The sequence below is a fragment of the Runella aurantiaca genome, from assembly GCF_003339505.1.
Taxonomy (GTDB): Bacteria; Bacteroidota; Bacteroidia; order Cytophagales; family Spirosomataceae; genus Runella; species Runella aurantiaca.
Map to the genome: position 1 here is coordinate 216,912 of NZ_QPIW01000001.1, position 23,407 is coordinate 240,318.

Annotated in this window: 22 protein-coding genes and 1 tRNA gene; 11 read left to right on the forward strand and 12 right to left on the reverse strand. The window is 45.1% G+C overall.

The features are described 5' to 3' along the window. Positions 1-70 precede the first annotated feature (70 nt). From DVG78_RS00980 to DVG78_RS00990, 3 genes are all read right to left on the reverse strand, one after another. Positions 71-1,228 (reverse strand): MFS transporter, encoded by a 1,158-nt coding sequence (locus DVG78_RS00980; protein ID WP_114459205.1) that lies wholly within the window; start codon positions 1,226-1,228, stop codon positions 71-73. 137 nt (positions 1,229-1,365) lie between these two features. Further along, the gene (locus DVG78_RS00985) at positions 1,366-1,755 is read right to left on the reverse strand and encodes a VOC family protein (RefSeq protein WP_114459206.1); all 390 of its coding nucleotides are present in this window, start codon (positions 1,753-1,755) and stop codon (positions 1,366-1,368) included. A 9-nt stretch (positions 1,756-1,764) separates the two neighbouring features. After that, a complete protein-coding gene (locus DVG78_RS00990; protein WP_114459207.1) occupies positions 1,765-2,433 on the reverse strand; it encodes an HAD family hydrolase in 669 nt (222 codons plus the stop codon). 169 nt (positions 2,434-2,602) lie between these two features. Here DVG78_RS00990 and DVG78_RS00995 point away from each other — a divergent pair, with 169 nt between their 5' ends. Together DVG78_RS00995 and DVG78_RS01000 are read left to right on the forward strand one after the other, a co-directional pair. Continuing rightward, positions 2,603-3,472, forward strand: a complete 870-nt coding sequence (locus tag DVG78_RS00995) for an AraC family transcriptional regulator (RefSeq protein ID WP_114459208.1) — start codon at positions 2,603-2,605, stop codon at positions 3,470-3,472. Between the two features lie 81 nt (positions 3,473-3,553). After that, positions 3,554-5,428 carry a glycoside hydrolase family 13 protein gene (locus tag DVG78_RS01000; RefSeq protein ID WP_114459209.1) on the forward strand — a complete coding sequence of 625 codons (1,875 nt, stop codon included), beginning with the start codon at positions 3,554-3,556 and terminating at the stop codon, positions 5,426-5,428. A 28-nt stretch (positions 5,429-5,456) separates the two neighbouring features. Here DVG78_RS01000 and DVG78_RS01005 read toward each other — a convergent pair whose 3' ends face one another. The 3 genes from DVG78_RS01005 to DVG78_RS01015 form a co-directional block, all read right to left on the reverse strand. After that, the gene (locus DVG78_RS01005; protein ID WP_114459210.1) at positions 5,457-6,863 is read right to left on the reverse strand and encodes a tetratricopeptide repeat protein; all 1,407 of its coding nucleotides are present in this window, start codon (positions 6,861-6,863) and stop codon (positions 5,457-5,459) included. Positions 6,864-6,999: 136 nt separating this feature from the next. After that, positions 7,000-8,643: an alkaline phosphatase PafA gene (pafA, locus tag DVG78_RS01010; protein ID WP_114459211.1), complete on the reverse strand. Its 1,644-nt coding sequence runs from the start codon at positions 8,641-8,643 to the stop codon at positions 7,000-7,002. 98 nt (positions 8,644-8,741) lie between these two features. Then, entirely contained in the window at positions 8,742-9,662 is a 921-nt protein-coding gene (locus DVG78_RS01015) for a LytTR family DNA-binding domain-containing protein (protein WP_114459212.1), read from the reverse strand. Between the two features lie 346 nt (positions 9,663-10,008). Here DVG78_RS01015 and elbB point away from each other — a divergent pair, with 346 nt between their 5' ends. The 3 genes from elbB (at position 10,009) to DVG78_RS01030 (ending at position 12,069) form a co-directional block, all read left to right on the forward strand. Next, positions 10,009-10,692 carry an isoprenoid biosynthesis glyoxalase ElbB gene (elbB, locus tag DVG78_RS01020; protein WP_114459213.1) on the forward strand — a complete coding sequence of 228 codons (684 nt, stop codon included), beginning with the start codon at positions 10,009-10,011 and terminating at the stop codon, positions 10,690-10,692. 54 nt (positions 10,693-10,746) lie between these two features. Continuing rightward, positions 10,747-10,830, forward strand: a tRNA-Leu gene (locus tag DVG78_RS01025). 426 nt (positions 10,831-11,256) lie between these two features. Then, positions 11,257-12,069 (forward strand): class I SAM-dependent methyltransferase, encoded by an 813-nt coding sequence (locus DVG78_RS01030; protein WP_114459214.1) that lies wholly within the window; start codon positions 11,257-11,259, stop codon positions 12,067-12,069. Between the two features lie 69 nt (positions 12,070-12,138). Here DVG78_RS01030 and DVG78_RS01035 read toward each other — a convergent pair whose 3' ends face one another. From DVG78_RS01035 to DVG78_RS01045, 3 genes are all read right to left on the reverse strand, one after another. Beyond that, positions 12,139-12,486: a hypothetical protein gene (locus DVG78_RS01035; protein WP_114459215.1), complete on the reverse strand. Its 348-nt coding sequence runs from the start codon at positions 12,484-12,486 to the stop codon at positions 12,139-12,141. Between the two features lie 165 nt (positions 12,487-12,651). Next, the gene (locus tag DVG78_RS01040) at positions 12,652-13,449 is read right to left on the reverse strand and encodes a DUF7452 domain-containing protein (protein ID WP_114459216.1); all 798 of its coding nucleotides are present in this window, start codon (positions 13,447-13,449) and stop codon (positions 12,652-12,654) included. Positions 13,450-13,655: 206 nt separating this feature from the next. Then, positions 13,656-14,111 carry a hypothetical protein gene (locus DVG78_RS01045; protein WP_114459217.1) on the reverse strand — a complete coding sequence of 152 codons (456 nt, stop codon included), beginning with the start codon at positions 14,109-14,111 and terminating at the stop codon, positions 13,656-13,658. Between the two features lie 237 nt (positions 14,112-14,348). Here DVG78_RS01045 and DVG78_RS01050 point away from each other — a divergent pair, with 237 nt between their 5' ends. Genes DVG78_RS01050 through DVG78_RS01065 form a run of 4 tightly spaced genes read left to right on the forward strand, consistent with a single transcriptional unit; the run spans position 14,349 to position 18,266 of the window. Next, entirely contained in the window at positions 14,349-15,935 is a 1,587-nt protein-coding gene (locus DVG78_RS01050; RefSeq protein ID WP_229598092.1) for an McrB family protein, read from the forward strand. Then, positions 15,925-17,076 (forward strand): vWA domain-containing protein, encoded by a 1,152-nt coding sequence (locus tag DVG78_RS01055; RefSeq protein WP_114459218.1) that lies wholly within the window; start codon positions 15,925-15,927, stop codon positions 17,074-17,076. The genes DVG78_RS01050 and DVG78_RS01055 overlap by 11 nt, the downstream gene beginning before the upstream one ends. Before the next feature lie 53 nt (positions 17,077-17,129). Beyond that, positions 17,130-17,372, forward strand: coding sequence for a MoaD/ThiS family protein (locus DVG78_RS01060; RefSeq protein WP_114459219.1), 243 nt, complete (start codon positions 17,130-17,132; stop codon positions 17,370-17,372). 48 nt (positions 17,373-17,420) lie between these two features. After that, positions 17,421-18,266, forward strand: coding sequence for a hydroxymethylglutaryl-CoA lyase-like TIM-barrel protein (locus DVG78_RS01065; RefSeq protein WP_114459598.1), 846 nt, complete (start codon positions 17,421-17,423; stop codon positions 18,264-18,266). Between the two features lie 49 nt (positions 18,267-18,315). Here DVG78_RS01065 and DVG78_RS01070 read toward each other — a convergent pair whose 3' ends face one another. After that, positions 18,316-18,846 (reverse strand): DUF2480 family protein, encoded by a 531-nt coding sequence (locus DVG78_RS01070; protein ID WP_114459220.1) that lies wholly within the window; start codon positions 18,844-18,846, stop codon positions 18,316-18,318. 129 nt (positions 18,847-18,975) lie between these two features. On the opposite strand from DVG78_RS01070, the gene DVG78_RS01075 reads away from it, so the two are divergent. Beyond that, a complete protein-coding gene (locus tag DVG78_RS01075; RefSeq protein WP_114459221.1) occupies positions 18,976-20,391 on the forward strand; it encodes a CCA tRNA nucleotidyltransferase in 1,416 nt (471 codons plus the stop codon). Between the two features lie 4 nt (positions 20,392-20,395). Here the strand turns inward: DVG78_RS01075 and DVG78_RS01080 are convergent, their stop codons facing one another. After that, a complete protein-coding gene (locus tag DVG78_RS01080) occupies positions 20,396-20,719 on the reverse strand; it encodes a hypothetical protein (RefSeq protein WP_114459599.1) in 324 nt (107 codons plus the stop codon). 254 nt (positions 20,720-20,973) lie between these two features. Continuing rightward, on the reverse strand, positions 20,974-22,257 hold the full coding sequence (locus DVG78_RS01085) for a Gfo/Idh/MocA family protein (RefSeq protein WP_114459222.1): 1,284 nt from the start codon (positions 22,255-22,257) through the stop codon (positions 20,974-20,976). Positions 22,258-22,481: 224 nt separating this feature from the next. Here DVG78_RS01085 and DVG78_RS01090 point away from each other — a divergent pair, with 224 nt between their 5' ends. Beyond that, positions 22,482-23,342, forward strand: a complete 861-nt coding sequence (locus tag DVG78_RS01090; protein ID WP_114459223.1) for a sulfurtransferase — start codon at positions 22,482-22,484, stop codon at positions 23,340-23,342. Positions 23,343-23,407 lie beyond the last annotated feature (65 nt).

Below are 23,407 nucleotides of genomic sequence, written 5' to 3' on the forward strand. Positions count from 1 at the left end.
TTAAGTCTTTGATTGGCCAAAAGTAACAAAAGCAGAAAAGTTTATCAAACCTTTCTGCCTGTGACGGAGATTAATACAAATTGGAACGGCTGGATAAAAAAGCCCATATCAGTGCTAATATTGCCACCAAACCGATGGCAAAGGAAAGATTGAGGGCGCTGGATACCAAGCCGATGATAGCCGGGCCTGCTAAGAATCCTGCCAAACTGAACGTATTCATGGCAGCAAGGCCCGCTCCTTTGGCCATTCCGGGTACTCGGGCTGCGCTGCCGTAGAGGATAGGTGCCCCGCAAGAAACTCCCGCGCCAACCATACCAAAACCAAGAATGGCGGTAAAAGTATGTGGCAAAAGCACCGCGATCATGATGCCGATTGCGGCCAAAATTCCGCCCGATACCAGTATTTTTCGACTTCCGTAACGGGGAATGAGTGAATCGCCGATGAATCTACCCGAGGCCATGAATAACGCGTAAAAGGCAAATCCCCAGCCAATATAAAAGTCATTTGACTTCACAATATCGCGCATGTACACGGCGGTCCAGTCGGCCATGGTACCTTCGGTGACGTTGGTGCAAAATGAAATGGCAATCATGCCCATTAATATACGATTGGGCCACGCGAATTTAGGCGCTTCCGAGGTTGTGCGTTTTTCTTCGTGAATACTCATAACAATGGGGCGCGCAATAAACGCAACCGAGATAATGAGCACCGATACGCCCGCAATGTGCAGTGCAGGGGAGACTTTAAGCCCCATCAAAATACTCGCCAGTGCCGAGCCAATCATGCCACCCGCGCTGAACATCCCGTGCGAGGTTGACATAATGTAGATGCCATCCTGACGCTCAATGGACGTAACGCAGGTATTCATGGCTACATTGGTAAAGGCGATGCCGATTCCCATCAAACCTAATCCGATGGAGGTCATCCAGATGTAAGGCACATTGACGGGCAATGAATACGCAAGTGCCATGGCCGTAAGTCCCCAAATAGTGGTTGCACGCATCCCGTACCGGTTGAGAATGAGTGCCGACAGGGGATTGGTAAGCGTAGAAGCAAGAGGCATACTTAGTAAAAGCAGGCCCAATTGGGCATCGCTCAGGGCAAATTTCTGCTTTACGTAAGGAATCCAAGTAACCCAGTTGCCAAACAAAAATCCCACCGACGCAAATATGGCGCCAATGGCTAAACTCCTGCTGTGGGTAAAATAGGTTTTTAAATGGGTTGTCATTTTTTAACTGAAAGAGGCTCAAATACGGATAACACCGTACTCTTTATTTTAAATGTGTAATTTATTTTGAGAACTAAGTGCCTTTAGTCGTCTATGACTCAATTATATCGTTGGTGAAAGAAAGCAACTCGATAAACTCAATTTGTAATTTCAATTCTGTTTTGTTCAGGGTCAAATACGACGCTTTCGTAATAACCGTCTCCCGTCCAGCGAGGCTCACCGACCACTTCGTAGCCAGCACTGCGAAGGCGCTCTGTGAATTCATTTACTTTTTCTTCACTGCCAACCGAAACGGCAAAATGAATCAGGCCCGTAAATTGCGCATACACATCGTTTGAATGCGCGGGTATACCAGTCATTTGCATGATTTCTAGCCGTGGACCTTGCTCAAACGAGAGGAAATAAGACTCAAATTGCTTTTTGGTGTTTACGTATTTTTCGTTGGAAACCGCCCCAAAATATAACTCGTAAAATGCACGCATCCGCTCCAAATCACGGCACCAAAGCGCTAGGTGTTCGATGTACATGGCGGTAGATTATAACGTTGCGTTAATTAATTGTAGAACAGTCGAATACGACAGGTTTAGGTAGTCGTTGATGTAAGCGCTGCACGGTGGGAGTTCGTCGGATGAATGAGAAGTGGTGACGCCAATTACTTTCATCCCAGCGGCTAACCCTGCGCTGACGCCCGAAACAGAATCTTCAAAAACCACGCACTGTGAAGGCGAAACGCCCAGTCTTTCGGCACTTTTGAGGTACACTTCTGGGTTAGGTTTATGCTTCGTGACGTCCTTTTCGGAAAGCATAGAGCTCATTACTTCGTTTAGCAACGGGATTTGCCCCACCATCATTTCCAAGTTTTCGACGGGTGCGGAGGTTGCAATGCCTAGTTTGGCCCCATTTTGTTTCAAATCAGCCAAAAATGGCAACAATCCGGGCAATGGTTCAACAATACTCGTGTATAATTCTCTGAACAAAGCTTCTTTTTCAAATTGCAATTGCAGCAGTTCTTCGGCCATTAATTCCCGTTTTAAAAAATAATTGAGAATATAGCTGTTGTGCTTGCCGTACATGTGGTTTTGAAGGTCATCTTCGGTGGGTACTATTTCATAACGGTCGAGAAATTTACGCCAGGCTACGTTGTGGGTGGGGTTGGTGTCGGCAATGACGCCGTCCATGTCAAATATTACTGCAAGTTGCGACATAATAGATAAGAAATGGGATGCTATTGAGATACAAAAACATCCATTATCGATGAATGAGTTAATGATGACACAAATTTACGGCCAATTTTCGGTTCAACTCTACGATTTTGTTTGCCACTTACAACACTCCATTGACTTTATTTTGTAATTATGTGTCAAAATAAGCAAAATGGCACGTTTAGAATTTGAAAAAATACAGCCGACCGTCGGAAATTCCTTTCGACTCTACCATGCCACCGACGAAGAAAGCTGCCGGGTATACTGGCACCATCATCCTGAATACGAAATCGTTTATATCCCCGCCGGAAAAGGACGTCGGCAGATTGGTCGGCATTTGTCGCGCTACGAAGACGGTGAATTGGTTTTTATCGGTCCCAATATCCCGCATCTAAATTTTGCCTACGGACAAAGCAGTGATTTTGAGGAGTTTGTCATTCAACTTCGTGAGGATTTCTTAGGCAAAGAGTTTTTGAAAAACGTAGAGATGGAATCCATTCAATTGCTTTTTGAAAAGTCAAAACGGGGATTGGCCTTTGGGATGGATACCAAGCGAAAAGTGGGCGAGAAAATCCAACAAATGCCTACGCAAACGGGATTCGAGCGCATGATGACATTGCTGTGGGTATTGCAGGAAATGGCCTTGGCAGTCGACGTTGAATTGCTGCATTCGGAAGCCAATAGCCCCGACGTTCCGCCTAAGGAAACAGAGCGTTTGCGCCGAATCTATTCATTTGTAGAAACTCATTTCCAAACTGATATAAACCCCAACGAAGTGGCCGAAACCGTCAATCTAAGTTTGCCCGCTTTTTGTCGCTATTTCAAAAAAATGACCCACCAAACATTTACAGAATTTGTCAACGACTACCGCATCAACCATGCCCGCGTGATGCTTCTGCAAAACATAAATGTGGCCGAGGTGGCCTATGAATGCGGATTTAATAATCTATCCCATTTTAACCGAACCTTTCGAAAACTCACTCACCAAAGCCCTGGCGAGTACCGGCGGCAGTTTTCAACGGCGCTCTATCCGTTATCTTAACATCTTCAGTGGTATGCGTTGACGCTGCGTATGGATGGGAAAGTTTTTTGATTATTTTTGAGAATTAAAATAACTTTTCCTATGATGAAATTTACTAAGTACCTGATTGTAAGCCTTCTGTTGGCTTCAGTAAATGCTGTGTTGGTAGCACAAACGCTCGAAATTCAGCGTATTCACCCCACGAATTGGTGGATAGGGATGAAAAACCCGAATGTTCAACTGCTCATTTACGGCAAAAACATCCACAAAGCAACCGTGAGCGTCAACTATCCCGGGGTGCGTGTTCTCAAAACGCAAAACGTTGAAAATCCCAATTATTTGTTTGTGGATTTGGCTATTTCCAAAGCGGCAAAACCCGGAACCATGTCGTTGGTGTTTACCCAAGGAAGCGCCAAAACCACCCAAAAATACGTTTTAAGCACAAAACGCCATCAACCCGTTCTGGTTAATTCTTCGGATTTTGTGTATTTGCTCATGCCCGACCGTTTTGCCAACGGCGACGAGTCAAACGACCGTTTTGACGATATGCTCGACACCAAAGCCGACAAAAACGTGCCTTTCCTTCGGCACGGGGGCGACTTTCAGGGCATTATAAATCATTTGGATTATTTGCAGGAATTGGGAGTAACCACGCTGTGGAATACACCCGTTATTGAAAATAATACCAAACTCAAAAAGGAATTACACGGTAATTTACAGGCGGCTTACCACGGTTATCATTTCAGCGATCATTATAAAATTGACCGCCGTTTTGGCGGTAATGAAGGCTATAAGCAGCTTTCGGCGGCCTTGCATCAGCGCGGCATGAAACTGATTCAGGATGCGGTCTATAACCACGTTTCGGAAGACCATTGGATGTACCTCGACCCTCCCACCAAAGATTGGTTTAATACGTGGCCTTCTTACACGGGCACTACCCACAAAGAGCAGGCGATTACTGACCCCAACGGTGCCAACATTGACCGAAAATACCTGACTGATGGCTGGTTTACGCCTTTTTTGCCCGATGTGAACCAACGAAGTCCTTTTTTTGCCAACTATTTAATTCAACACGCCATTTGGAGTACCGAAGAGTTTGGGTTGGATGGATGGCGCATCGACACGTATAAGTACAACGATATGCCTTTCATGAATCGCTGCAATCAGGCGTTGATGGATGAATATCCTAACTTATTGATTTTTGGAGAAACTTGGGTAACCAACCCTGCCTCGTTGTCGTATTATGTACGAAACAATGTAAAGTTTCCTTTTGCCTGTAATCAGCCCGGTACCTGCGATTTTCCCAGCTTTCAGGCCATTAATGACGGGCTAAAAGAGTCTTTTGGTTGGGATGGTGGCATCAACCGAGTGTATCATGCGTTGGCGCAGGATTTCCTTTATCATGACCCTTCCAAAATGGTTACGTTTTTGGAGAACCACGATACCGACCGCTTTTTTTCGGTCATCGGGGAGGATTTCAACAAATATAAGTTGGGCGTTGCGTGGTTGCTGACTACGCGCGGTATTCCGCATTTTTATTACGGAACGGAAGTTCTGATGAAAAACTTCAAAAATCCCACTGATGCCGAAGTACGTCGGGATTTTTCGGGAGGATGGAAGACCGATACCGAAAATAAATTTGTGGCTTCAGGACGGACGGCCCGGGAGAATGAAGCCTTTGATTTTGTCAAGAAATTGGCCAACTACCGCAAAAATACGCCTGCATTGCACAGCGGTAAATTCACGCAGTTTGTTCCCCAAAACGGCTTTTACGTGTACTTTCGTCACAACGCGCAGAAGACCATTATGGTGATAATGAATACAAACGCGGAGGATGCTACGCTCGAAACGGCCCGTTTTTCCGAACGGATGCAGGGCTTTACCACGGCAAAAAATGCATTGACGGAGGAAACGATTTCGTCGTTGGCTTCCTTAAAAGTACCCGCCATGACGGCGTGGGTATTGGAGTTGAAGTAAAAATAAGAAAGGGGCGGAAGCCCCTTTCTTATTTTCTGTATTGTTCAATTAATTTGAATAATGCTTTCTGTTTTTCCAGTTCTGGAAAGAAATCATACAGTTGCTCGTGGGCTTCGTAATCAAGGGTAAGCGCCACTTCAAGGTTGAGAATTGCTTCCCGATAATCGCCCGCGTGCAGGAGATAGGCCGTGGCTCGATAGTAGAGGCTTGCGTTGTCGGGGATGTCGTCGATGCCTTGCTGGATGATTTCGTAGGCGCGGTCAAATTGCCCTTGGTCAAACAACACCAATGACCATTTGAGCCACACATCTTCAAAATCAGGCTCTAGTTCAGCCGCTTTCTCAAAGGCCTCATTGCTGGAGACTAAATTGCCGATTTTATATTCCAAGTCGGCTTGAATCAGCCAATAGTCCGCAACGTGTTCGTTGAGTTTAATGGCTTTTTGAATACAGTTGAGGGCTTCAATCCACTTTTCTTCCACGGCCAAACACACACTGACCCCAAACCACCCTTCGTCCCACTCTTTGTCGAGTTTGAGGGCTTCGCGGTAATTGCTAAGGGCATTGCCGAAATCTTTGAGTTTTTCGTAGCTCGCTCCCAAGTGACAATACAAGTCGGCCGAAGGAGGCTCGTGTTTCAACGTGAGTAAATACGCTTCTTTGGCTTCTTCGAAGCGCTCCAGATTCATGTAGGCATTGGCCATGTTGAAATAGGCCGATGCAAAATCTTCCTTAATAACCGTGGCGTAGTCGTAAGCGTTTAAGGCTTCGTCGTAGCGGCCGAGTTTACTGTAAACAATGCCGAGGTTGTACCAGGCATTGGAAGAATAGGGGTCGCGGTCAATGAGCTCATTGTAATAATCGATGCTATTTTCCATTTGCCCAGTGATTTCCAGACAAAAGGCGAGTTCGTAAAGCGCATTTTCATTTTCAAGATTGTGTTCAAGCGCTTTTTTATACTTTTCGATGGCTTCTTCGTATTTGCCACCGTTTTGGTATGCTTGGCCAATCTGAAATAAAATATCGTCTTTTTCCTCTTCTTCAATGAAATTGAGCATCTGTTCATAAACCTCTACCGACTGCTCGTATTCGCCCATCATGTTGTAAACTCCCCCCTGCATAAACAGTACATCCAAATCGTGAGGGTTGAAGAGCGCCGCTCGTTCGAGCAGGTTAATCGACTCATCAAACCGTTGATTTTGCGCCAGCAGGTGGGCTTTGTCAAGCATTAGTTCAAGCGAATAAGGGAAGTGCTCAAGGCCGAATTCACAGGCTTGGAGGGCGCGTTCCCAGTTCCCTTCTCCAATGTAATGCTCCACGATATGTTCGTAGGCATCTAAATCAAAAAATTGGCGTTCGTGATTTTTAAGCATTACCTCAAATCGCTGCACTGAGTCCCGCCAATCTGGTTGTCTTTCCTCGAATTCTGGTTGCATATCCTGAATGTATGGGTAAGGTCTTATTCGAAAGATAGGAAAAAATCTTTTGTTGTCAAATTTTTAACAAAATATCCTGTAACTAAATTCAGCAACCTATTTTGGAGGAATTTGATGTAATTGATTGTCAGAAGATTTATTTTTTCATGACATCTTCAATCACTTTTCCGATGTTTCCGCTGGGCTCTAAAATTTTAAGTAATGCCGCCAATGTTGGGGAGGTGTCGGCTACTGAAGTCCGCCCAAAGGTTTCTCCGGGCTTAATTCCCCAGCCATAAAACAACAACGGAATGTGCGTGTCATAATTGTACGGTGCCCCGTGGGTAGCGGTCGATGAGCCCGACATCCAGCCCGGTTCAATAACCATCTGAATGTCGCCGCTGCGCTTTACGTGCGTGCCGTTTTTGTATAAAGTGAGCAAATAATCATTGATATTGGCATTACCTAAATCATGCAAATTGATTACATCGGCAATTCCGTCAAAATCAAGGAGTCTTTTACGAATCACTTTGCAGACATCTGCTACCTCCAGCTTCTTGGCTTCCAAGGTGGCGTGGTTGAGGTAGATTTGGTAATTTTCGGAGATGGTAATAAAATCGCCTTCGCCAAATTTCTCTTTCAATGCGGCCTTGGCGGCGGCTACCATTTGCCCAATGTTGAGGCGACCTGCGGGCAGGCGGTTTTGTTTCCAGAGTTCTACCACATCCATCACGGCGTGGTCGGCCGAAATGAAAAACAGGTAGTTGCCTTTGCCCACCTGCTTGTCAAGTGCGGTCAGGATTTCAGCAATGTCGCGGTCGAGGCGCAGATAAATATCCTGCTCTTCTACCGAGTTAGGGCCGAAAGCATGACCTACGTAGTCGGGGGTAGAAAAGCTAACGGCTAAAAAATCCGTGGCCGTTCCTTTGCCGAGGTTTTCGTTTTTGAGGGCTTCAAGCGCAATTTCTTTGGTGATGGTGTTGCCGTGCGGCGTACTTGCCAGAATACCGTAGGCGTCGCCAGCTATTCCAGCCAAATCGTAAGGAAAAACGGGTTTTTTGGCACCGGCGATTTTTGCTTCGTAGGGTTTGTCGTCGGCGGTACTTTCGGTGTATTGTTCGATGGGCAGCAGCGTATTCCAGTTTTGCTTCATCAGTTCTGATGGACGTTTTCTGGCGTTATAATCTTTGACCCACTGTGGCAAATCATTCATGTAAAACGTGCTCGTAATCCAGTTGCCAGTGCGGCTGTCAAACCAATAAGCGCCGTTGGCGGTATGGCCCGCGGGAAGAATCGCGCCCCGGTCTTTGATGGCAACGCCGATGGTTTTTCCTTGGAAATTGTTGCCGATGCGGAGTTGGTCGGTGATGGTGCTGACCAATAAATTCTTGGGAGACATTTTGCCCGCCGAGTTGCTTGTACCGACGGATTGAACGGTGCTGTCGGCTACGCAATACATTCCTTTGCCTAGTTTTTGGTCGTACCAGTCATTGCCTACGATACCGTGAATGGCGGGCGTAGAGCCTGTATACACCGAGGCATGGCCAGCGGCGGTTACGGTAAGGGCATAATGATAATGGTGGTTGCGGCAGTTGAATCCTTCGCGTAAGAGGCGCTTAAAACCGCCTTCGCCGTATTTATCAAAATAACGGTACCAATAGTCGTAGCGCATTTGGTCTACCACTACGCCCACCACGAGTTTAGGACGGGCGAGCTTTTCGGGGGATGAAGTTGATTTTTTGGTTTGGGCAAATAAGGTAGTTGTGCACAAGATTGCCAACGTAAGTTTAAGATAGTGCATTGTATCAGGTGTAGTTTGAAAAGAGAAATCGGGGCGAATTTACGGCAAGTTTTTAAAAATACTTAAAAATGACAAACCATTCTCTAGCGAGGTTTTTTTCAGGATGTAGGGTTAGACACGTTTAGGCGCTTTTTGAGTTCTTTGACCCTTGCCCGTTGCATCACAAACTCCGTTTTGCTATCATTAAGTCTTACGATGTATTTATCATTTTTTAAAAATGTGTAGGTTTTTAGAAAACTCAAGTTTAAAATCACCGAGCGATTGATGCGATAAAACTGTTGAGGGTTAAGTTCGGCTTCCAATTCAGACAAATTTTTGCGAATGTTATAGGTTCGGCCTTTTGTATACGCAAAGTAGTTATTGGACTCTACTTCAATATAAATAATGTCCTGTAACGACAGAATGGTCTCTCCCAAATCGTCCCAGGCTTCAATGGCTTTGATGTACAGTTGCAGAGGCTGGTCAGGGGTGTCTGTGTGTTGAAGGTTCTTGTCCTTCCACGCATTGTAGTCCAGCAATAGGTTGGAATTCAGGTATATATATGCAAAAGGTAGTAAAACGTTTAAATACGTCATAAACATATTCTGCTGAAAAAAATAGGTTGGAAAATACGTTTCCCACGAGTAATGAGGGTAGAAAAGGAATAAATACCTAATTCCATTGGTGAGGGGGCTGAAAATAACAATAGAGCCTAAAATGCAGGGCAGAAAGAGGAGCTCGTACATCAACACACTTTTAAGGTTGAGTTTGATGTGCGTGATTTTGAACAGACGAAGATACCTCGGGGCTACTTGCATAAAAATCAGGAAAGACACGACTTCAAACAGGGCGTTGAAGAATAATGTCACTTTTAAGTAGTTGCCAATTCCACCTTGAAAAAGCGAAGAAGCACCGCTTCGGTAGTCGTTAAATAGGGTGATAGACCAGAAGAGCCCCACGCCCATTATAAGGCTTATAAGGAGAAAAAGAGGGTGTTGAAAAGCGCGTAAAGTAACAGGCATCAAGGTAGGGGGCTTCATGGTTGTACGAACTTGGCTTCTTTTCACTTAATAATGCTATAAACAGCCCACATTTCAACTCCAAAAATGCCTTGAGTTGTCCTATTCGGTTTGCTTATTCACAGGAAAAGGATGATACGTGTCATCCTTTTCAAAACATCTATTTTATTCCAAAAGCGACATAATCATTACACCTAACTACGTTATTTTGACTATTTGCTTTATTTTTTATCCCAATATATTTATTTTTTATCCCAATTGCACTAAAAAGATACACCATGTTTCCTACTCTCGTTGATTTAGCCTTTTATGCTAGGAAATAATTGATTACTTCTCCTATATTTGAACGTAAAATCCATGTGATGAAATGAAAAAAATTGGTGTTCTTTTGCACGGAAACGGCGTTTTTGACGGTTCCGAAATCCATGAATCCGTCTTTGCACTTTTAGCGATTGCAGAAGTTGGAGCAGAGGCAGTATGTTTTGCCCCCAATGTAAATCAGTATCATGTTTTGAACCACATGACTGGGCAAGAAATGCCCGAAACCCGTAATGTGCTGATTGAATCGGCCCGTATTGCACGCGGAAATATCAAAGACATTGTAGATGTTAATGCTAGTGAGTTGGATGGGTTGGTCATGCCTGGCGGATTTGGTACGGCCAAAAACATCACTAAATGGGCTTTTGAAGGCCCGTCAGGCCCAATCTTGGAGTCGGTCAAAACGTTAATTGTGGCTTTGGTGCGTCAGGGCAAACCCATCGTGGGTTTGTGCATGAGCCCAACCACGATTGCCAAGGCGCTGGAAGGGACCGAAATTCATGCCCACCTGAGTGTTGGGACAACCGAAGAAGCATCTCCGTACGACATTGCCGCGATTTCGGCGGGAATGTCGTCCATCGGTCAGGTAGCCGAAATGGCGTCGGTGCGCGAGGTAGCGGTGGATAAAGACCTGAAAATCATTACGGCTCCCTGCTATATGATGGATGCAAATATTATGGAAGTACGCGAAAACATTAAATTGGCAATAGAAAAGTTAATTTCTTTGGCTTAAAACTTGCGAATTAATTTTCATACAACTACTTTTGCAACCCCAAACAAGGGAAATGGCGAAGTGGTGGAATTGGTAGACACGCTACTTTGAGGTGGTAGTGGGCGTAAGCCTGTAGGAGTTCGAGTCTCCTCTTCGTCACAGAAAAAACCGCTTTACGGCAACGTAAAGCGGTTTTTTGCATTTTGTTAGTTCCGATGTCAGCAAATCTTTAAAATCCCTGCCTCTGTACTTCCACGTTTTAGCTGAATTGTATCAAAAATATCAAAGCCTTCACCTGGTTTTGGTCAGGTTGGATATTTCAAAGAATAGCATCACTGTTAGCTAGGTTGGCTTTCAACCGTTAACTAAGTTTGTTTATACCCTACTTGGGGGTGTCCCCTTCATCCCTTAACTTAGACGTTACTGCATCACCCGACTTCGGTGAAGAAAAAAAAGTAGATGAAAAATGTTGTTTTACAACTGTCTATTTGAACGAAGACGGGGCGCTGCTTTGATTCAAGCAAATCGCGTTTTAGTAGGTTAAACAATCAAATTTATAATTTACGCTTCTAAAAACACAATAGGATGAATCCAAACAAGGCATTATGGGAAAAGGGTGATTTCACGCGAATTGCTGCAACTATGCGTGAAAGCGGTGAAGCATTGGTCGCTAATCTGGAAATCTCCAAGGGGCTCAACGTTCTTGATCTTGGTTGTGGGGATGGCACCACCGCGATTCCCGAAGCAAAACTCGGCGCGAATGTTTTGGGGGTAGACATAGCACGAAACCTTGTTGAGGCGGGAAACATTCGGGCCAAAAACCAAGGCCTTACAAATTGTACCTTTCAGGAAGGGGATGCCAGTGATTTGCACGAAATTAAGGACGGTACTTTTGACCTGGTCGTAAGTATATTTGGGGCAATGTTTGCCCCAAAGCCATTTGATGTAGCCAAGGAAATGGTGCGTGTTACGCGCCCTGGCGGAAGAATAGTGATGGGAAACTGGATACCAGGAGATCCTACTTTGGTAGCGCAGATACTGAAAATTAGTTCTGCCTATACGCCCCCACCGCCCGAGGGTTTTGTCAGCCCTATGCTGTGGGGGCTAGAAAATCATGTGATTGAGCGTTTTGGGAATGCGGGTGTGGCAAAAGAAAATATATCCTTCCTGAAAGATACTTTTACTTTTAACGCTCCTTATACCCCTGCTGAATTTGTAAACGTGTTCAAAAACTACTATGGTCCAACCATGAACGCTTTTGAAGCCGCCGAGAAGAATGGAAAAGCGTTGGAGTTGCAGCAGGAGTTAGAAGTTTTGTTCAACAGTCAAAACAAAAACGCTTCGAATGATACTACTTCTATACCCGCTACATTCTTGAGAGTAACGGTTATGCGTTGAGGGCAAAGAAGTAAATTGAAATCTATTGGATTGATAGGTAGTTTTTAGGCCCAAACCTCACTTGTTTTTTTAGGGTTTTGAGGCTGTTTGGTCCAAACATCTATTGATTTCCTCGCTAAATTCACTGTCGGTCAATTCGCCTTTTTCGTGGCGAAGCGAAAGGCTTCTAAGCCAACCCTCGCGGGTCTTTTCAATCTCCTCAGGGGCTGGCTTTAAAAAGTACACCGCTAAGTCATCCGTCATAAATGCAGACGTTCCGTTAGTGTCAACGGTTCTAAGACGGCTTTTACGCTCGATGTATACTTCTGCTTCTTGATGGGATTCGGTTTCTGAATATACGTCAAAGCGGTGAGGGCCTGGCCATTCTCCAAAAATCAAGCATATTGCTAAGGCGGTAAAGATCAAAGCTAACAGCATAACCTTACAGTTTAAGAGAAAGGCAGAAAAACAAAACAGTCAATAATTACGAATACGCAATAAGTTGAGATTACAAAAGTCATTTAAGATGCTTACAAAAATAACAGAAAATTGGCAAAAGTAGGTTGGGCTTCAGCATAAAATATAGAGGGTTGTTTAATGCTATTATTGTTTGATTACCAATACATTGAATTGCGCATTGGTGGGTATTGCTGCATTGTTCTCATTGAAAATTTCCCATTTGTTACGAATTGTATTGTAATACACTCCGATTGATGCATTGTTATAAATAATGCCAGAAGGATTTAATTTCTGAGTAACAAATAAAAAACAATTAGCATCTCCGTTACACATCGGATGGTCAACATCGGTGCCATTGGACGATAATTTATTAGCGACGGTTGCCGTATGGATAAAAGCGGCCTTGTTTGTGCCCGAAACCCTTATGGCACCATTATCTACTTCTAGGGCAACGCCTACACCCGTGCCGGAATACTTAGCTTCTACTCCCATACCATTTGCACTGAATGTTTCTCCTCTAACCCCCACTGAAATCGCAGCATTGTTCGTCGTAATACCATAAACGCCGAATCCCGAAGGGGTTTCTCCATACACTCCCCAGCCGCTTCCTGCCTGATAACCGATGACTCCAATCCCAGTACCTCCAGTCCCGTTGTTTAAGCCTCTTACACCCGCAGAATAGCCGCCTGGCGCGGTGGTAGGGGTAATCATTCCCAAAACACCGCTGGCACCCCCAGTTGCTCCTGAGCCGTGACTAGTAGAAATTGCGACTCCTTTGATTCCTGTGGAGGCGCCTGTGGTGGCATTGTTTTGTCCCGTCAATGCGGTCCCTCCGACGGTGGTTGATAGAAAAATGGATTGTTGAGGTTGAATGAGTGAAGATTGCGCATTCGCGTGGATAGACATCCCTGCCAGAGCCAGCGTTATAAATGTCTTTTTCATTTTAAGTAGGGTTTTAGTGTAACTAAAATTACTATTTTTTTAGAAAAAAAACTATTGTAAATAATCTGGTATTGAAGGGTTTATCTAGGAATTTTTCGCCGGGGAATGGGTATAACTAGGCTTCGTTAAAATCAATGAGACATAAGTGTTTAGATAGACTTCCAGCCTATTGATTACTTTCTTTAAATTATGTAGAGAAAGAAGAATCACTGCTTTATTTCAAACAGCTTTATCAAAAGGTTATCTAACGTTTCAGCTCGTTTGGGGATATTTTTGATAAAACTTCCGTCGCTTTTTAACAGACAGCTTTCGAGGGGCGTTTCAGCATTTGAAGCTGATTCAACGATTTCGCTGACGGCCACTACGTATCCTTCGTACAAAATATCAACTCTAAATCGGGCTTTGGCAATGGTCGTAGCGGGAGGATTGATGAGCCATCCGCTCACAATTTCGTGTTGTTGAAGGGTATCAAAACGAACGTACTCCTTCTCACCCAATTGCTCTTTGACGGCATCAACGATGATAGGCTCATCCATGTCTTTAATTTCAAATTTCTCGGTCCAGACAATGGCGTGATTGCGGGCAACAAATCGGCCATACGAAAAAGTTTGAGCGCAAGAAACGAGCGGAAAAAGACAAAAGAACAGAAATCGAATGGGCATGTTTTACGGGGATGGGATTGATGGCAAAAGAATGACGTGCAACTGGGTTACTCTCTAACTTAAACGCTTTTTAAAAGGATAAGTTATATCCCCAAAAACGTAAATTAGTGCCATAAAAACCGATTTTACCTTTGACTAGCGTAAAGTTATTGGGTGTTTGGGCGGCATTTACTGCAAAATTACGGGAGTTTTGTAATTTGCAGAGGAATGAGAAGTTCAGGAAGTAGATTTAATATTATGAACAGTATAATCACCGAGCGTGATATTTTGGTAAAGCAGATTCGTCGTATCAATCAATACGACGCAATACGGCGTTTTTTTAAGTTGTTGAAAGAGATGATTGACAGTTTGGACTTACCCCCCAACTCGTCTCAGATTGCTTTTACAATCAGTGAAAGAGACCTCCGAATTAGGGCAAATCTAAACAACCACACCTGTTTGCAGATTTCTGGGAAAAAGGAAAATGTTTGTGTGGGGCTATTGTTTAAAAAAGAGCTTTTGAATAAAGTTCCGTTGATGAATAGTAAGATTGTTTTTAAGGATAAAAGCACTTCCGATTATACACTGGGTGTGATTAAATATGCCGATAAGCATTTGTGGCAAAACGAAAGTATTGTGCAGTACTGGATTGATTCGTTGCAGGATTTAAAGCATATTGCGACATCGACCAACCACCGCGAGTTGCACAATAATGCGGTTTATCATGCTGCCGAAGACGATGCCTTTAACGCAGAAGTGTTGGGATTAGCGGAAAAAAGATATGAGATTACGGCTGGAAAAACAACGCTTAAAGACTCGGAAGAAGTGTATAATGTACCCGTTGAAAAACCTCAAATTCCCCTTAATTACGTTTTGTATGGCCCACCCGGAACGGGCAAAACCTACGAGGTTCAGCAGCTTTGTCGAGTGTATTCACACAAATTTATCACCTTCCATCAATCCTTTAGTTATGAGGAGTTTGTGGAGGGAATTCGCCCCGAGACCATCGGTGACAAAATCAGCTATCGGGTACGGAAAGGGGTGTTTTATGAGGCCTGTTTGGAGGCGCTCAGAAAAGCCGATTACCAAAGTTTTGAAGGTTGTATCACGGATGCGGCCGAAACCCGAAAAGCGAGATTTGACCGCGCCGAACCTGTTTTTATGGTCATTGATGAAATCAACCGTGCCAATATCTCTAAGGTGCTAGGCGAGCTCATCACGCTCATTGAGCCATCTAAGCGGTTGGGGGCAGAAAATGAGCTGTGGGTCACGTTGCCGTATTCGCAGGAGCGTTTTGGAGTGCCGCCCAACCTATACATTTTGGGCACAATGAACTCCGCCGACCGTTCCATTGCCCTGTTGGATACGGCCCTGCGCCGACGCTTTCATTTTGCCGAGCGTCAACCCAACGAAACGCTCCTCGAAGGCAGGGTTATTGAAACGACTGATTTGGGGCGACTGTTGCGCACGCTCAACGAACGCATCGAATTTTTGCACGACCGTGACCACGTCATTGGGCACGCGTATTTGATGAACATTGATACATTTGAGCAACTTTGCAAGGCCATGCGAGACCAGATTATTCCGTTGTTGCAGGAGTATTTTTATGATGATTGGCGCAAGATTCAGCTGGTATTGGCCGATAATGACCGTTGGGGTAAACCCACTGATTGTAAGCTAATTCAGGTAAAAAAACAATACACGTCATCGCTTGAACGGGAACTCTTCGGCGAAGACCTTGAAAACGCCGAAAATGTGATTACCTATCAACTGAATCCTGCCTTAACAGAAGGCCGTTTTGAAGACTTGCCTAAGGACATTTTCAAGTGGATTTATGAGAGATAACCTTATTGCCCGCCAAACTTCTCTTTCTGGACACATCGTGGCCTTTAGCCGTTTTTTGCGGGCGAGGGGTATTCCCGTGGGGCCCGACCGCGAGGCGGATGCGCTCAAAGCACTGGCCGAAATCAACGTGGGCGACGAAGTGCAGTTTTATCTGGCATTGCGCAGTATTTATCCCCAAAACCGCAAACAACTTCGGGAGTTTGACGAGTTGTATGTAAAGTATTGGAAAGAACTCGCCAAAGCCGTTGATTCCAAAATAAAAGAAGACGCCGAAGAGAGCAAATCGAAAAAAAAGAAAAATAACCAAAACGGTGAAGCGTCGTTTGAAGCTCTGAAAAACTGGCTCACTGGCAACCGTCAGCCCGAGCAGGAGGAGCTGGCCTCGTATAGCTTGGGCGAGCCGCTTTCGCAAAAAGATTTTGGTTCGTACACCGACGAAGATTTGTACGAAGCGCGGAAAATCATCCGGACGTTGGTGCAGCGAATGGCCAAAACCATGAGCCGTCGCTACGAAGCGGCTCGCAGCGGTGGGCAGTTGGATTTGCGGCGCGTACTGCGCAACAACTTTCGGAAAGGGGATGAAATCATTGATTTATTTTACCGCCGTCCTGCCCGCAATAAAATTCGGTTGGTACTTCTCTGCGACGTAAGCAAATCCATGGAACTTTACAGCCGTTTTTGGGTGCAGTTTATGTTTGCGTTTCAAAATTTGTACCAATCCATCGAGACCTTCGTGTTTAGTACGCGCTTGTGCCGTATCACCGAAGATTTAAAGGAAATGGAGTACACCAAGGCCCTCGAAAATCTGACTGAACGCGTGCCGCATTGGTCGGGGGGGACTGATATTGGAGCCGTTTTGCGCGAGTTTGTACAAGAATACGCCATGCGTAAGCTTAATTCTCGTACCATTGTGCTCATCATCAGCGACGGCATGGATACGGGCGAAGGCGACGATTTGGCGTTGAATATGGAGCGTATTCGTCGGAAAGCTCGCCGCGTTATTTGGCTCAATCCGCTGGCGGGTTCACCTGATTATCGCCCCGAAGTGAAGGCGCTTAAAGCGGTGCTACCGCATTTGGATTTGCACGCGCCCGCCCACAATTTAGAGAGCCTCAAACGGGTGGTGGAGCAGTTGCGATGAATGTTTTTAAAAGGATAAATGTTGAGAAACTATACAAATTTTAGTTAGTCCAAATGAATCTAAAAATACTGTCCTTCGGGATTGCCAAAGAAATAATCGGTCAGCTCGAATTGTCTGTACAGTTGTCTGACTCAGCAACCGTGGCCGATTTGAAGCAGTTTTTGATTGCTCAATTTCCTGATTTTCAGAAGTTATCGTCTCTACGGGTAGCCATCAATACCGAATACGCCGACGATTCGACCTTGTTGCATTCCAACGACGAAATCGTGCTCATTCCGCCCGTCAGCGGAGGCTAAAATGCTTTTACACCTTGATTGAATTTTTTCATTACTTACCAATACACTGTGAAACTCATCGAATGTCCACGGGATGCCATGCAGGGGCTGACCGATTTTGTTCCCACGGAAACAAAAATAAATTACTTAAATCGTCTGTTGCAGGTAGGTTTCGACACGCTTGATTTTGGCAGTTTTGTTTCACCCAAAGCGATTCCGCAGATGCGCGATACGGCGGAGGTCGTCGAAAAATTGGATATGTCTGCTACAAAAACCAAGTTGCTTGCCATCGTCGCCAATCTAAGAGGGGCGCAGGATGCGGCTGTATTTGAGCAGATTACGTATTTAGGTTTTCCATTATCGATCTCTGAAACCTTTCAACTCAAAAATACCAACAAGACCATTGCGCAAGCGTTTGAGGAAGTGAGCGAAATTCAAAACCTGTGTTTGAACACCAAAAAACAATTGGTCGTGTATCTTTCGATGGGGTTCGGCAATCATTACGGCGACCCATACAGCCCCGAGCTGGTGGAGCAATTTTCGGAGCGCTTGGTGGGTATGGGTATCAACATCATCGCCCCTTCGGACACCATCGGAACGAGTACCACCGATGACATTAAAACGTTGTACGGACATTTGCTCAAAAAATTTCCAAATGTTGAATTTGGCGCGCATCTTCACGCTAAATCGAGCCACGTGGCCAAGAAAGTAAGAGCTGCCTACAAAACGGGCGTTAGGCGCATTGATTGTGCCGTTCGAGGCTTTGGAGGTTGCCCGTTGGCCGAGGATAAACTGGTGGGAAATTTGGCTACTGAGTTAGTCGTGAGCGAGTTGAATCAGTTAGAAGCAAAAATTACCATCGACGAGCAACAACTGGCACAGGCGATGCTGGCCTCTCAGTACGTTTTTGGATAAAAAAGGTCAGAAAATTTGTCGTAAAAACGCCTTTCTGACCTTTTTATGGCTAAGCATTGACCGCTTCTTGCGTATTTTTTGGCCGCTTATAAAGGGGCACCGTGCTGCATGGCTCGCCAAACATAAGTGTTTGGGCCACAGGCTGTAATTTGCGGGTTATTTCGACGTACGCCGCCGTGGGTACGGGGTGTTTGCTGCACCCTTTTACCACGACGCGGGCATCCCGATAGTCTTCTGGATTGATTTGGCTGATGGCATCAAAATAAAGCTTTTCTTCTAAGTCATTCAGGTTTCCAAAAACCACCGAGTTGGCGTGAGGCTCCAGATGTAAGGCCAGCAACATATATGCCCACGTGGGGATGATGGCATCTTCTGTACAGGTGATGGCCACGTTTTGACCCTTGTATTGCGCCCAATCGTGGCTCTTCAAAAATTCTCGAAAGTCCTTTTCTTTCAGAATCATTCCCATGAAGAGATTCTCTTTCAAGTCGTACAGTACACGCTCTCCAAGGTGGTAATAATCTTCTAAATCTAACGTAACGAGGCCGCTTTTGGCAACGCGGTTGATGATTTCTTCCATTTTACTTAATAGTCTGCTTTGCACTTAATGCAACACACATTACAGGTCGAAAGTTTGTGAACGATGGGTATAAATAGCAAATTTGTTGTTCGACAAATGCTACCTTTGCAGCTTATAAAGTTTGGAAGAATGAATTTTAGTGAAGTCTTAGATAAACATTCTATTTTTAACGTTGTCGCTCAATCTGCCAATGACCTTGGAGTAGACGCCTATGTGATAGGAGGTTACGTACGTGATTTGATTTTAAAGCGTCCTTCCAAAGACATCGACATTGTATCAATCGGGAGTGGTATAGCATTGGCGGAGGCGGTTGCCAAAAAGCTTGGCGTACACGTGAATGTGTATAAGAATTTTGGTACTGCACAGTTACGGGTGGATGATTTAGACATTGAATTTGTGGGTGCGCGGCGCGAATCTTACCGTACAGAATCCCGCAAACCAATAGTGGAGGACGGTACCCTGCACGACGACCAAAATCGACGGGATTTTACCATCAATGCCATGGGTATCAGCCTGAATGCTGACAACTATGGCGAGTTGATTGACCCCTTCAACGGCATCAATGACTTACGCAGAAAACTCATTCGCACACCGCTTGACCCCGAAATTACCTTCTCTGACGACCCGTTACGCATGATGCGGGCGGTGCGTTTTGCGACTCAGCTGAATTTTGACATTGAACCCGATACCTTTGATGGTTTGGTTAAAACTGCCGAGCGTATTGATATTATTTCCAAAGAGAGAATCAACGACGAACTTAATAAAATCATTTTGTCGGCAGTGCCTTCCTATGGGTTCAAACTGTTGCACCAAGCAGGTATTTTAAAGCGAATTTTTCCTGAATTTGTAGAATTGCAAGGGGCTGAGTATCAGGACGGAAAAGGCCATAAAGATAATTTTTATCATACATTACAGGTATTGGATAATATTTCCAAACATACCGACGACCTGTGGCTGCGTTGGGCGGCCATCATGCACGATATTGCCAAGCCCGCCACCAAGCGTTTTGATAAAAAAGTGGGCTGGACCTTCCACGGTCACGAAGATTTGGGTGCACGCTTTACGCCGCGTATTTTTCGTCAAATGAAACTGCCGATGAACGAAAACATGCGTTTTGTTCAAAAACTCGTTCGGCTTCACCTCCGGCCCATCGCGCTGTCGAAAGAGACTATTTCTGATTCCGCATTGCGGCGGTTATTGTTTGATGCCGGCGCCGATTTGGAGGCGTTGATGACCCTTTGCCGGGCCGATATAACTTCCAAAAATCCCGAAAAAGTCAAAAAACATCTGTCGAATTTCGACAAAGTTGAACAAAAACTCTACGACCTCGAAGCCCGCGACCAAATACGAAATTTTCAGCCCGTCATCACGGGAGAGGTTATCATGGAAGCCTTTGGGCTGAAACCTTCTGCTGAAGTGGGCGTCATTAAAACGGCGGTTCGGGAAGCGATTTTGGATGGGATTATCCCCAATGTTTTCGAGCCGGCCTACGCATTTATGCTCGAAGAAGGCCAGAAAATGGGATTGACGCCCGTGGTTTCTTAACCATTTAACTTGATTTTACGGTGGGCATTTCGTCGATGCCCAAGGTAGTCAGTGTGGGGTTTAATGTATAGGGCGTAATGGTTATTTTGAATACTTTATGTCCCGCCACGTCGAAATCGCAGGTGTATTTTCCTTTGGCATGCAAACTCCGATATACCGCTGAATAATTGATTTTGAGCGGCCAACCATTAAGGGCTAATTGCGACGATATATTTTCAATGGTTTTCTTCAGATTTGAAAAATAGGTAACAAACGGTTCGCGCTGGCGTAAATTATTGAGCGAACCGATGTAGGTGATGCGCACTTCGTAAATGGTTTGTTGGAGCATTTTCCGTGATTTTTTGTCAAAAATTTGAGTTGAATCAAGTTTTCGCAATTTTATGAAAAACTATTCGATTATTTTTCAAGGGCTAAACTTTTTTATTTGCTTCGTCGTTTTAACTATAATTGCATAAAAAAGAAAAAAGCCGTTGGTCTACCAGCGGCTTTTGCATTATATCAAATCTTCCGTTTTCTCTCCTAGATTTTTCTCTTTCCAATTCGGCTTCCTTCATTTCTGACACGCCTATAACTTGGCTTATTTTATATCCAGTCCCAGCCTTTTCGATAGTCGCGTGACAATAAATCATTGGCTTCGCCGTCATGACGGAATTTTTCCTTTTTTGCGTTCCAGTGTAACTCCCGCCCCAGACGCCACGAAATAAGTCCAAGGTGCATAGGTAGTGTCATTTGACGGGCGTATTCAAGGTTTGATTCGGGCTGCGTACGGGTCTTGACCGCGTTTACAAAATTTTGTTGATGCCCAGGTGACCGCTGAATGCTGAGGGGAACGGTTTCAACATCGTTCATGAGCATTCCGCCGATGTTAATTTCGCGGGTATTATAATCACACAGAAGTGTGCCTTTCTCCCCTTCAAAATAAGCACCAATGCCCCGATTGGCTGCTCCCAGCACGTTGGGCGGCGTAGTAGTCCAGTGAATTTTGAGATTGTCGAACTGATAATCAACATCAATCCATTTGGGAGTGTTGCCAATGCCCTCCCCAACTTCTCCTTTGGCGCTGACGGTAGTAAGATTTTGGGGATTGATGGCCCACCAGACCACATCGGCAATGTGACTCCAAAAATCCTGATACACCCCTCCTGAATAATCCAGAAAATAGCGATAATTGAAATGACACCGCTCAGGCGTGTATTTTGAATAAGGGGCTGGCCCGAGCCAGAAATCCCAATTGAGCGTAGAGGGTGGTTCTTGATAGTTGGCTGGTCCAAGTACGGGCGGCGCTCCGGGTTTCCAAAGTCGCACGGTATGAACATTGCCAATGGCACCAGAACGAATGATTTCAACGACGCGGTGGTAGTTGTCACCCGCGTGGATTTGGGTGCCTAACTGAAAAATTCGGTCGTGGCGTTTGAGCGATTTAAGCATTTTTTGTCCTTCACGCACGCTGTACGACAGGGGTTTCTCGCCGTACACATCTTTTCCCGCTTCAAACGCCAATATCGCTACTTGGGCGTGCCAATGGTCGGGCGTTGCGCAGGTGATAGCGTCAATGTCTTTGCGTTCTAAAATTCGACGAAAATCGCTGTATAATTGGACTTTTGTGTCGGGTTGTAAACCCAATAAGGTTTTTTGAGCGGCGGCTAAATGCGTTTCGTCCAAGTCGCACAGCGCCGCTACTTCTACTTCTGGCAACCCCGCAAACCATTTCAGGTGTTGCGTTCCCATGCCACCCAATCCGATGTGAGCTACCCGCAGTCGGTCGCTGGGGGCTACTTTACGCGTAAAACCCGTCAGAAATGGAAGGCTGAGGGCGGCGGCACTGCTTTGTTTTAAAAAACGACGGCGATTCAGTAGGTGGCTCATATGTTGGATGAAGGTTTATTTCAAAAGCGTAAAATGAGCTGATTCTCACCGCGAACTGAAAATAAGAAAAAAGTTTTAAGCCTCCGAAGGAGTAAGTTGGGGAGCTTGTGTGAATTGCGCAAGCCTAAAAAAATACACTTTAACCCTAAATGGCCTCTTTTTTATTCAAAAGTCAGTACCTAACTTGCGTTTACATTATGAATTAACCCAAACGTCTGAACGATATGCCACAAAAGTTATCTCCGATTAGTAAGCCATCCGAATTGGTCGCGTCAGCGCAAGGAAAAAGACCGCTTATTGTGGACGCCCGGGCGGGGGCGGGGGCAAAAGATAGATACGCCACCAGCCATTTAGAGGGAGCATTGTTTGTTGATTTAGAAAAACAATTGGCCAATGTGCCAGCAGATGCCTCAAACGGAGGCCGTCATCCATTGCCCGACCTTACACAATTTGCGCAGGTGTTGACCCAACTTGGCATCGGGCCCGACACGCACGTTGTAGTGTACGATGACAAAAACGGGGGAAATGCCGCCGCTCGTTTTTGGTGGATGCTAAAAGCCATCGGCCACGAAAATGTACAAGTGCTCGACGGCGGGTTGGATGCTGCATTAAACGCTGGTTTTCCCGTCAGTTCAGGAGAAGAAACGCCTGCTATTCCCGAAAAAACCTATGAAACACTGCAATGGATGTTGCCGTTGTCGGACATCAACGAAGTGGAAAAAGTAGCCAATGATGCTGAATATCTGGTGATTGATGTGCGCGATAAAGACCGTTTTGACGGAAAAGTTGAACCCATTGATTTGATTGCGGGGCACATTCCAGGTGCGGCCAATATTCCTTTTACGAGCAATTTGGATGCGAATGGATTTTTTCTTTCACCTGCCGAACTGAAAGAAAAATACACAGAAGCCTTGAATGGAAGAGATACCCAACATGTCATCGTTCATTGCGGTTCGGGCGTGACCGCCTGTCATACGTTGCTTGCCCTGGCCTACGCTGAAATGGAGATTCCTAAACTCTACGTGGGTTCGTGGAGTGAATGGTCAAGAACCGACCGTCCGATGTTTACTTTGTCGAAAGATTAGGCTCAAGTATCGCAAAAACTAAAAATCCCTCTTTCGGTAAGACTGCCGAAAGAGGGATTTTGTAC

Bases quoted from the DNA above. Each gene is read 5' to 3' on its own strand.
- DVG78_RS00980 (WP_114459205.1), bottom strand. From the start codon at position 1,228: ATGACAACCCATTTAAAAACCTATTTTACCCACAGCAGGAGTTTAGCC.
- DVG78_RS00985 (WP_114459206.1), bottom strand. From the start codon at position 1,755: ATGTACATCGAACACCTAGCGCTTTGGTGCCGTGATTTGGAGCGGATG.
- DVG78_RS00990 (WP_114459207.1), bottom strand. From the start codon at position 2,433: ATGTCGCAACTTGCAGTAATATTTGACATGGACGGCGTCATTGCCGAC.
- DVG78_RS00995 (WP_114459208.1), top strand. From the start codon at position 2,603: ATGGCACGTTTAGAATTTGAAAAAATACAGCCGACCGTCGGAAATTCC.
- DVG78_RS01000 (WP_114459209.1), top strand. From the start codon at position 3,554: ATGATGAAATTTACTAAGTACCTGATTGTAAGCCTTCTGTTGGCTTCA.
- DVG78_RS01005 (WP_114459210.1), bottom strand. From the start codon at position 6,863: ATGCAACCAGAATTCGAGGAAAGACAACCAGATTGGCGGGACTCAGTG.
- pafA (WP_114459211.1), bottom strand. From the start codon at position 8,643: ATGCACTATCTTAAACTTACGTTGGCAATCTTGTGCACAACTACCTTA.
- DVG78_RS01015 (WP_114459212.1), bottom strand. From the start codon at position 9,662: ATGAAGCCCCCTACCTTGATGCCTGTTACTTTACGCGCTTTTCAACAC.
- elbB (WP_114459213.1), top strand. From the start codon at position 10,009: ATGAAAAAAATTGGTGTTCTTTTGCACGGAAACGGCGTTTTTGACGGT.
- DVG78_RS01030 (WP_114459214.1), top strand. From the start codon at position 11,257: ATGAATCCAAACAAGGCATTATGGGAAAAGGGTGATTTCACGCGAATT.
- DVG78_RS01035 (WP_114459215.1), bottom strand. From the start codon at position 12,486: ATGCTGTTAGCTTTGATCTTTACCGCCTTAGCAATATGCTTGATTTTT.
- DVG78_RS01040 (WP_114459216.1), bottom strand. From the start codon at position 13,449: ATGAAAAAGACATTTATAACGCTGGCTCTGGCAGGGATGTCTATCCAC.
- DVG78_RS01045 (WP_114459217.1), bottom strand. From the start codon at position 14,111: ATGCCCATTCGATTTCTGTTCTTTTGTCTTTTTCCGCTCGTTTCTTGC.
- DVG78_RS01050 (WP_229598092.1), top strand. From the start codon at position 14,349: ATGAACAGTATAATCACCGAGCGTGATATTTTGGTAAAGCAGATTCGT.
- DVG78_RS01055 (WP_114459218.1), top strand. From the start codon at position 15,925: ATGAGAGATAACCTTATTGCCCGCCAAACTTCTCTTTCTGGACACATC.
- DVG78_RS01060 (WP_114459219.1), top strand. From the start codon at position 17,130: ATGAATCTAAAAATACTGTCCTTCGGGATTGCCAAAGAAATAATCGGT.
- DVG78_RS01070 (WP_114459220.1), bottom strand. From the start codon at position 18,846: ATGGAAGAAATCATCAACCGCGTTGCCAAAAGCGGCCTCGTTACGTTA.
- DVG78_RS01075 (WP_114459221.1), top strand. From the start codon at position 18,976: ATGAATTTTAGTGAAGTCTTAGATAAACATTCTATTTTTAACGTTGTC.
- DVG78_RS01080 (WP_114459599.1), bottom strand. From the start codon at position 20,719: ATGCTCCAACAAACCATTTACGAAGTGCGCATCACCTACATCGGTTCG.
- DVG78_RS01085 (WP_114459222.1), bottom strand. From the start codon at position 22,257: ATGAGCCACCTACTGAATCGCCGTCGTTTTTTAAAACAAAGCAGTGCC.
- DVG78_RS01090 (WP_114459223.1), top strand. From the start codon at position 22,482: ATGCCACAAAAGTTATCTCCGATTAGTAAGCCATCCGAATTGGTCGCG.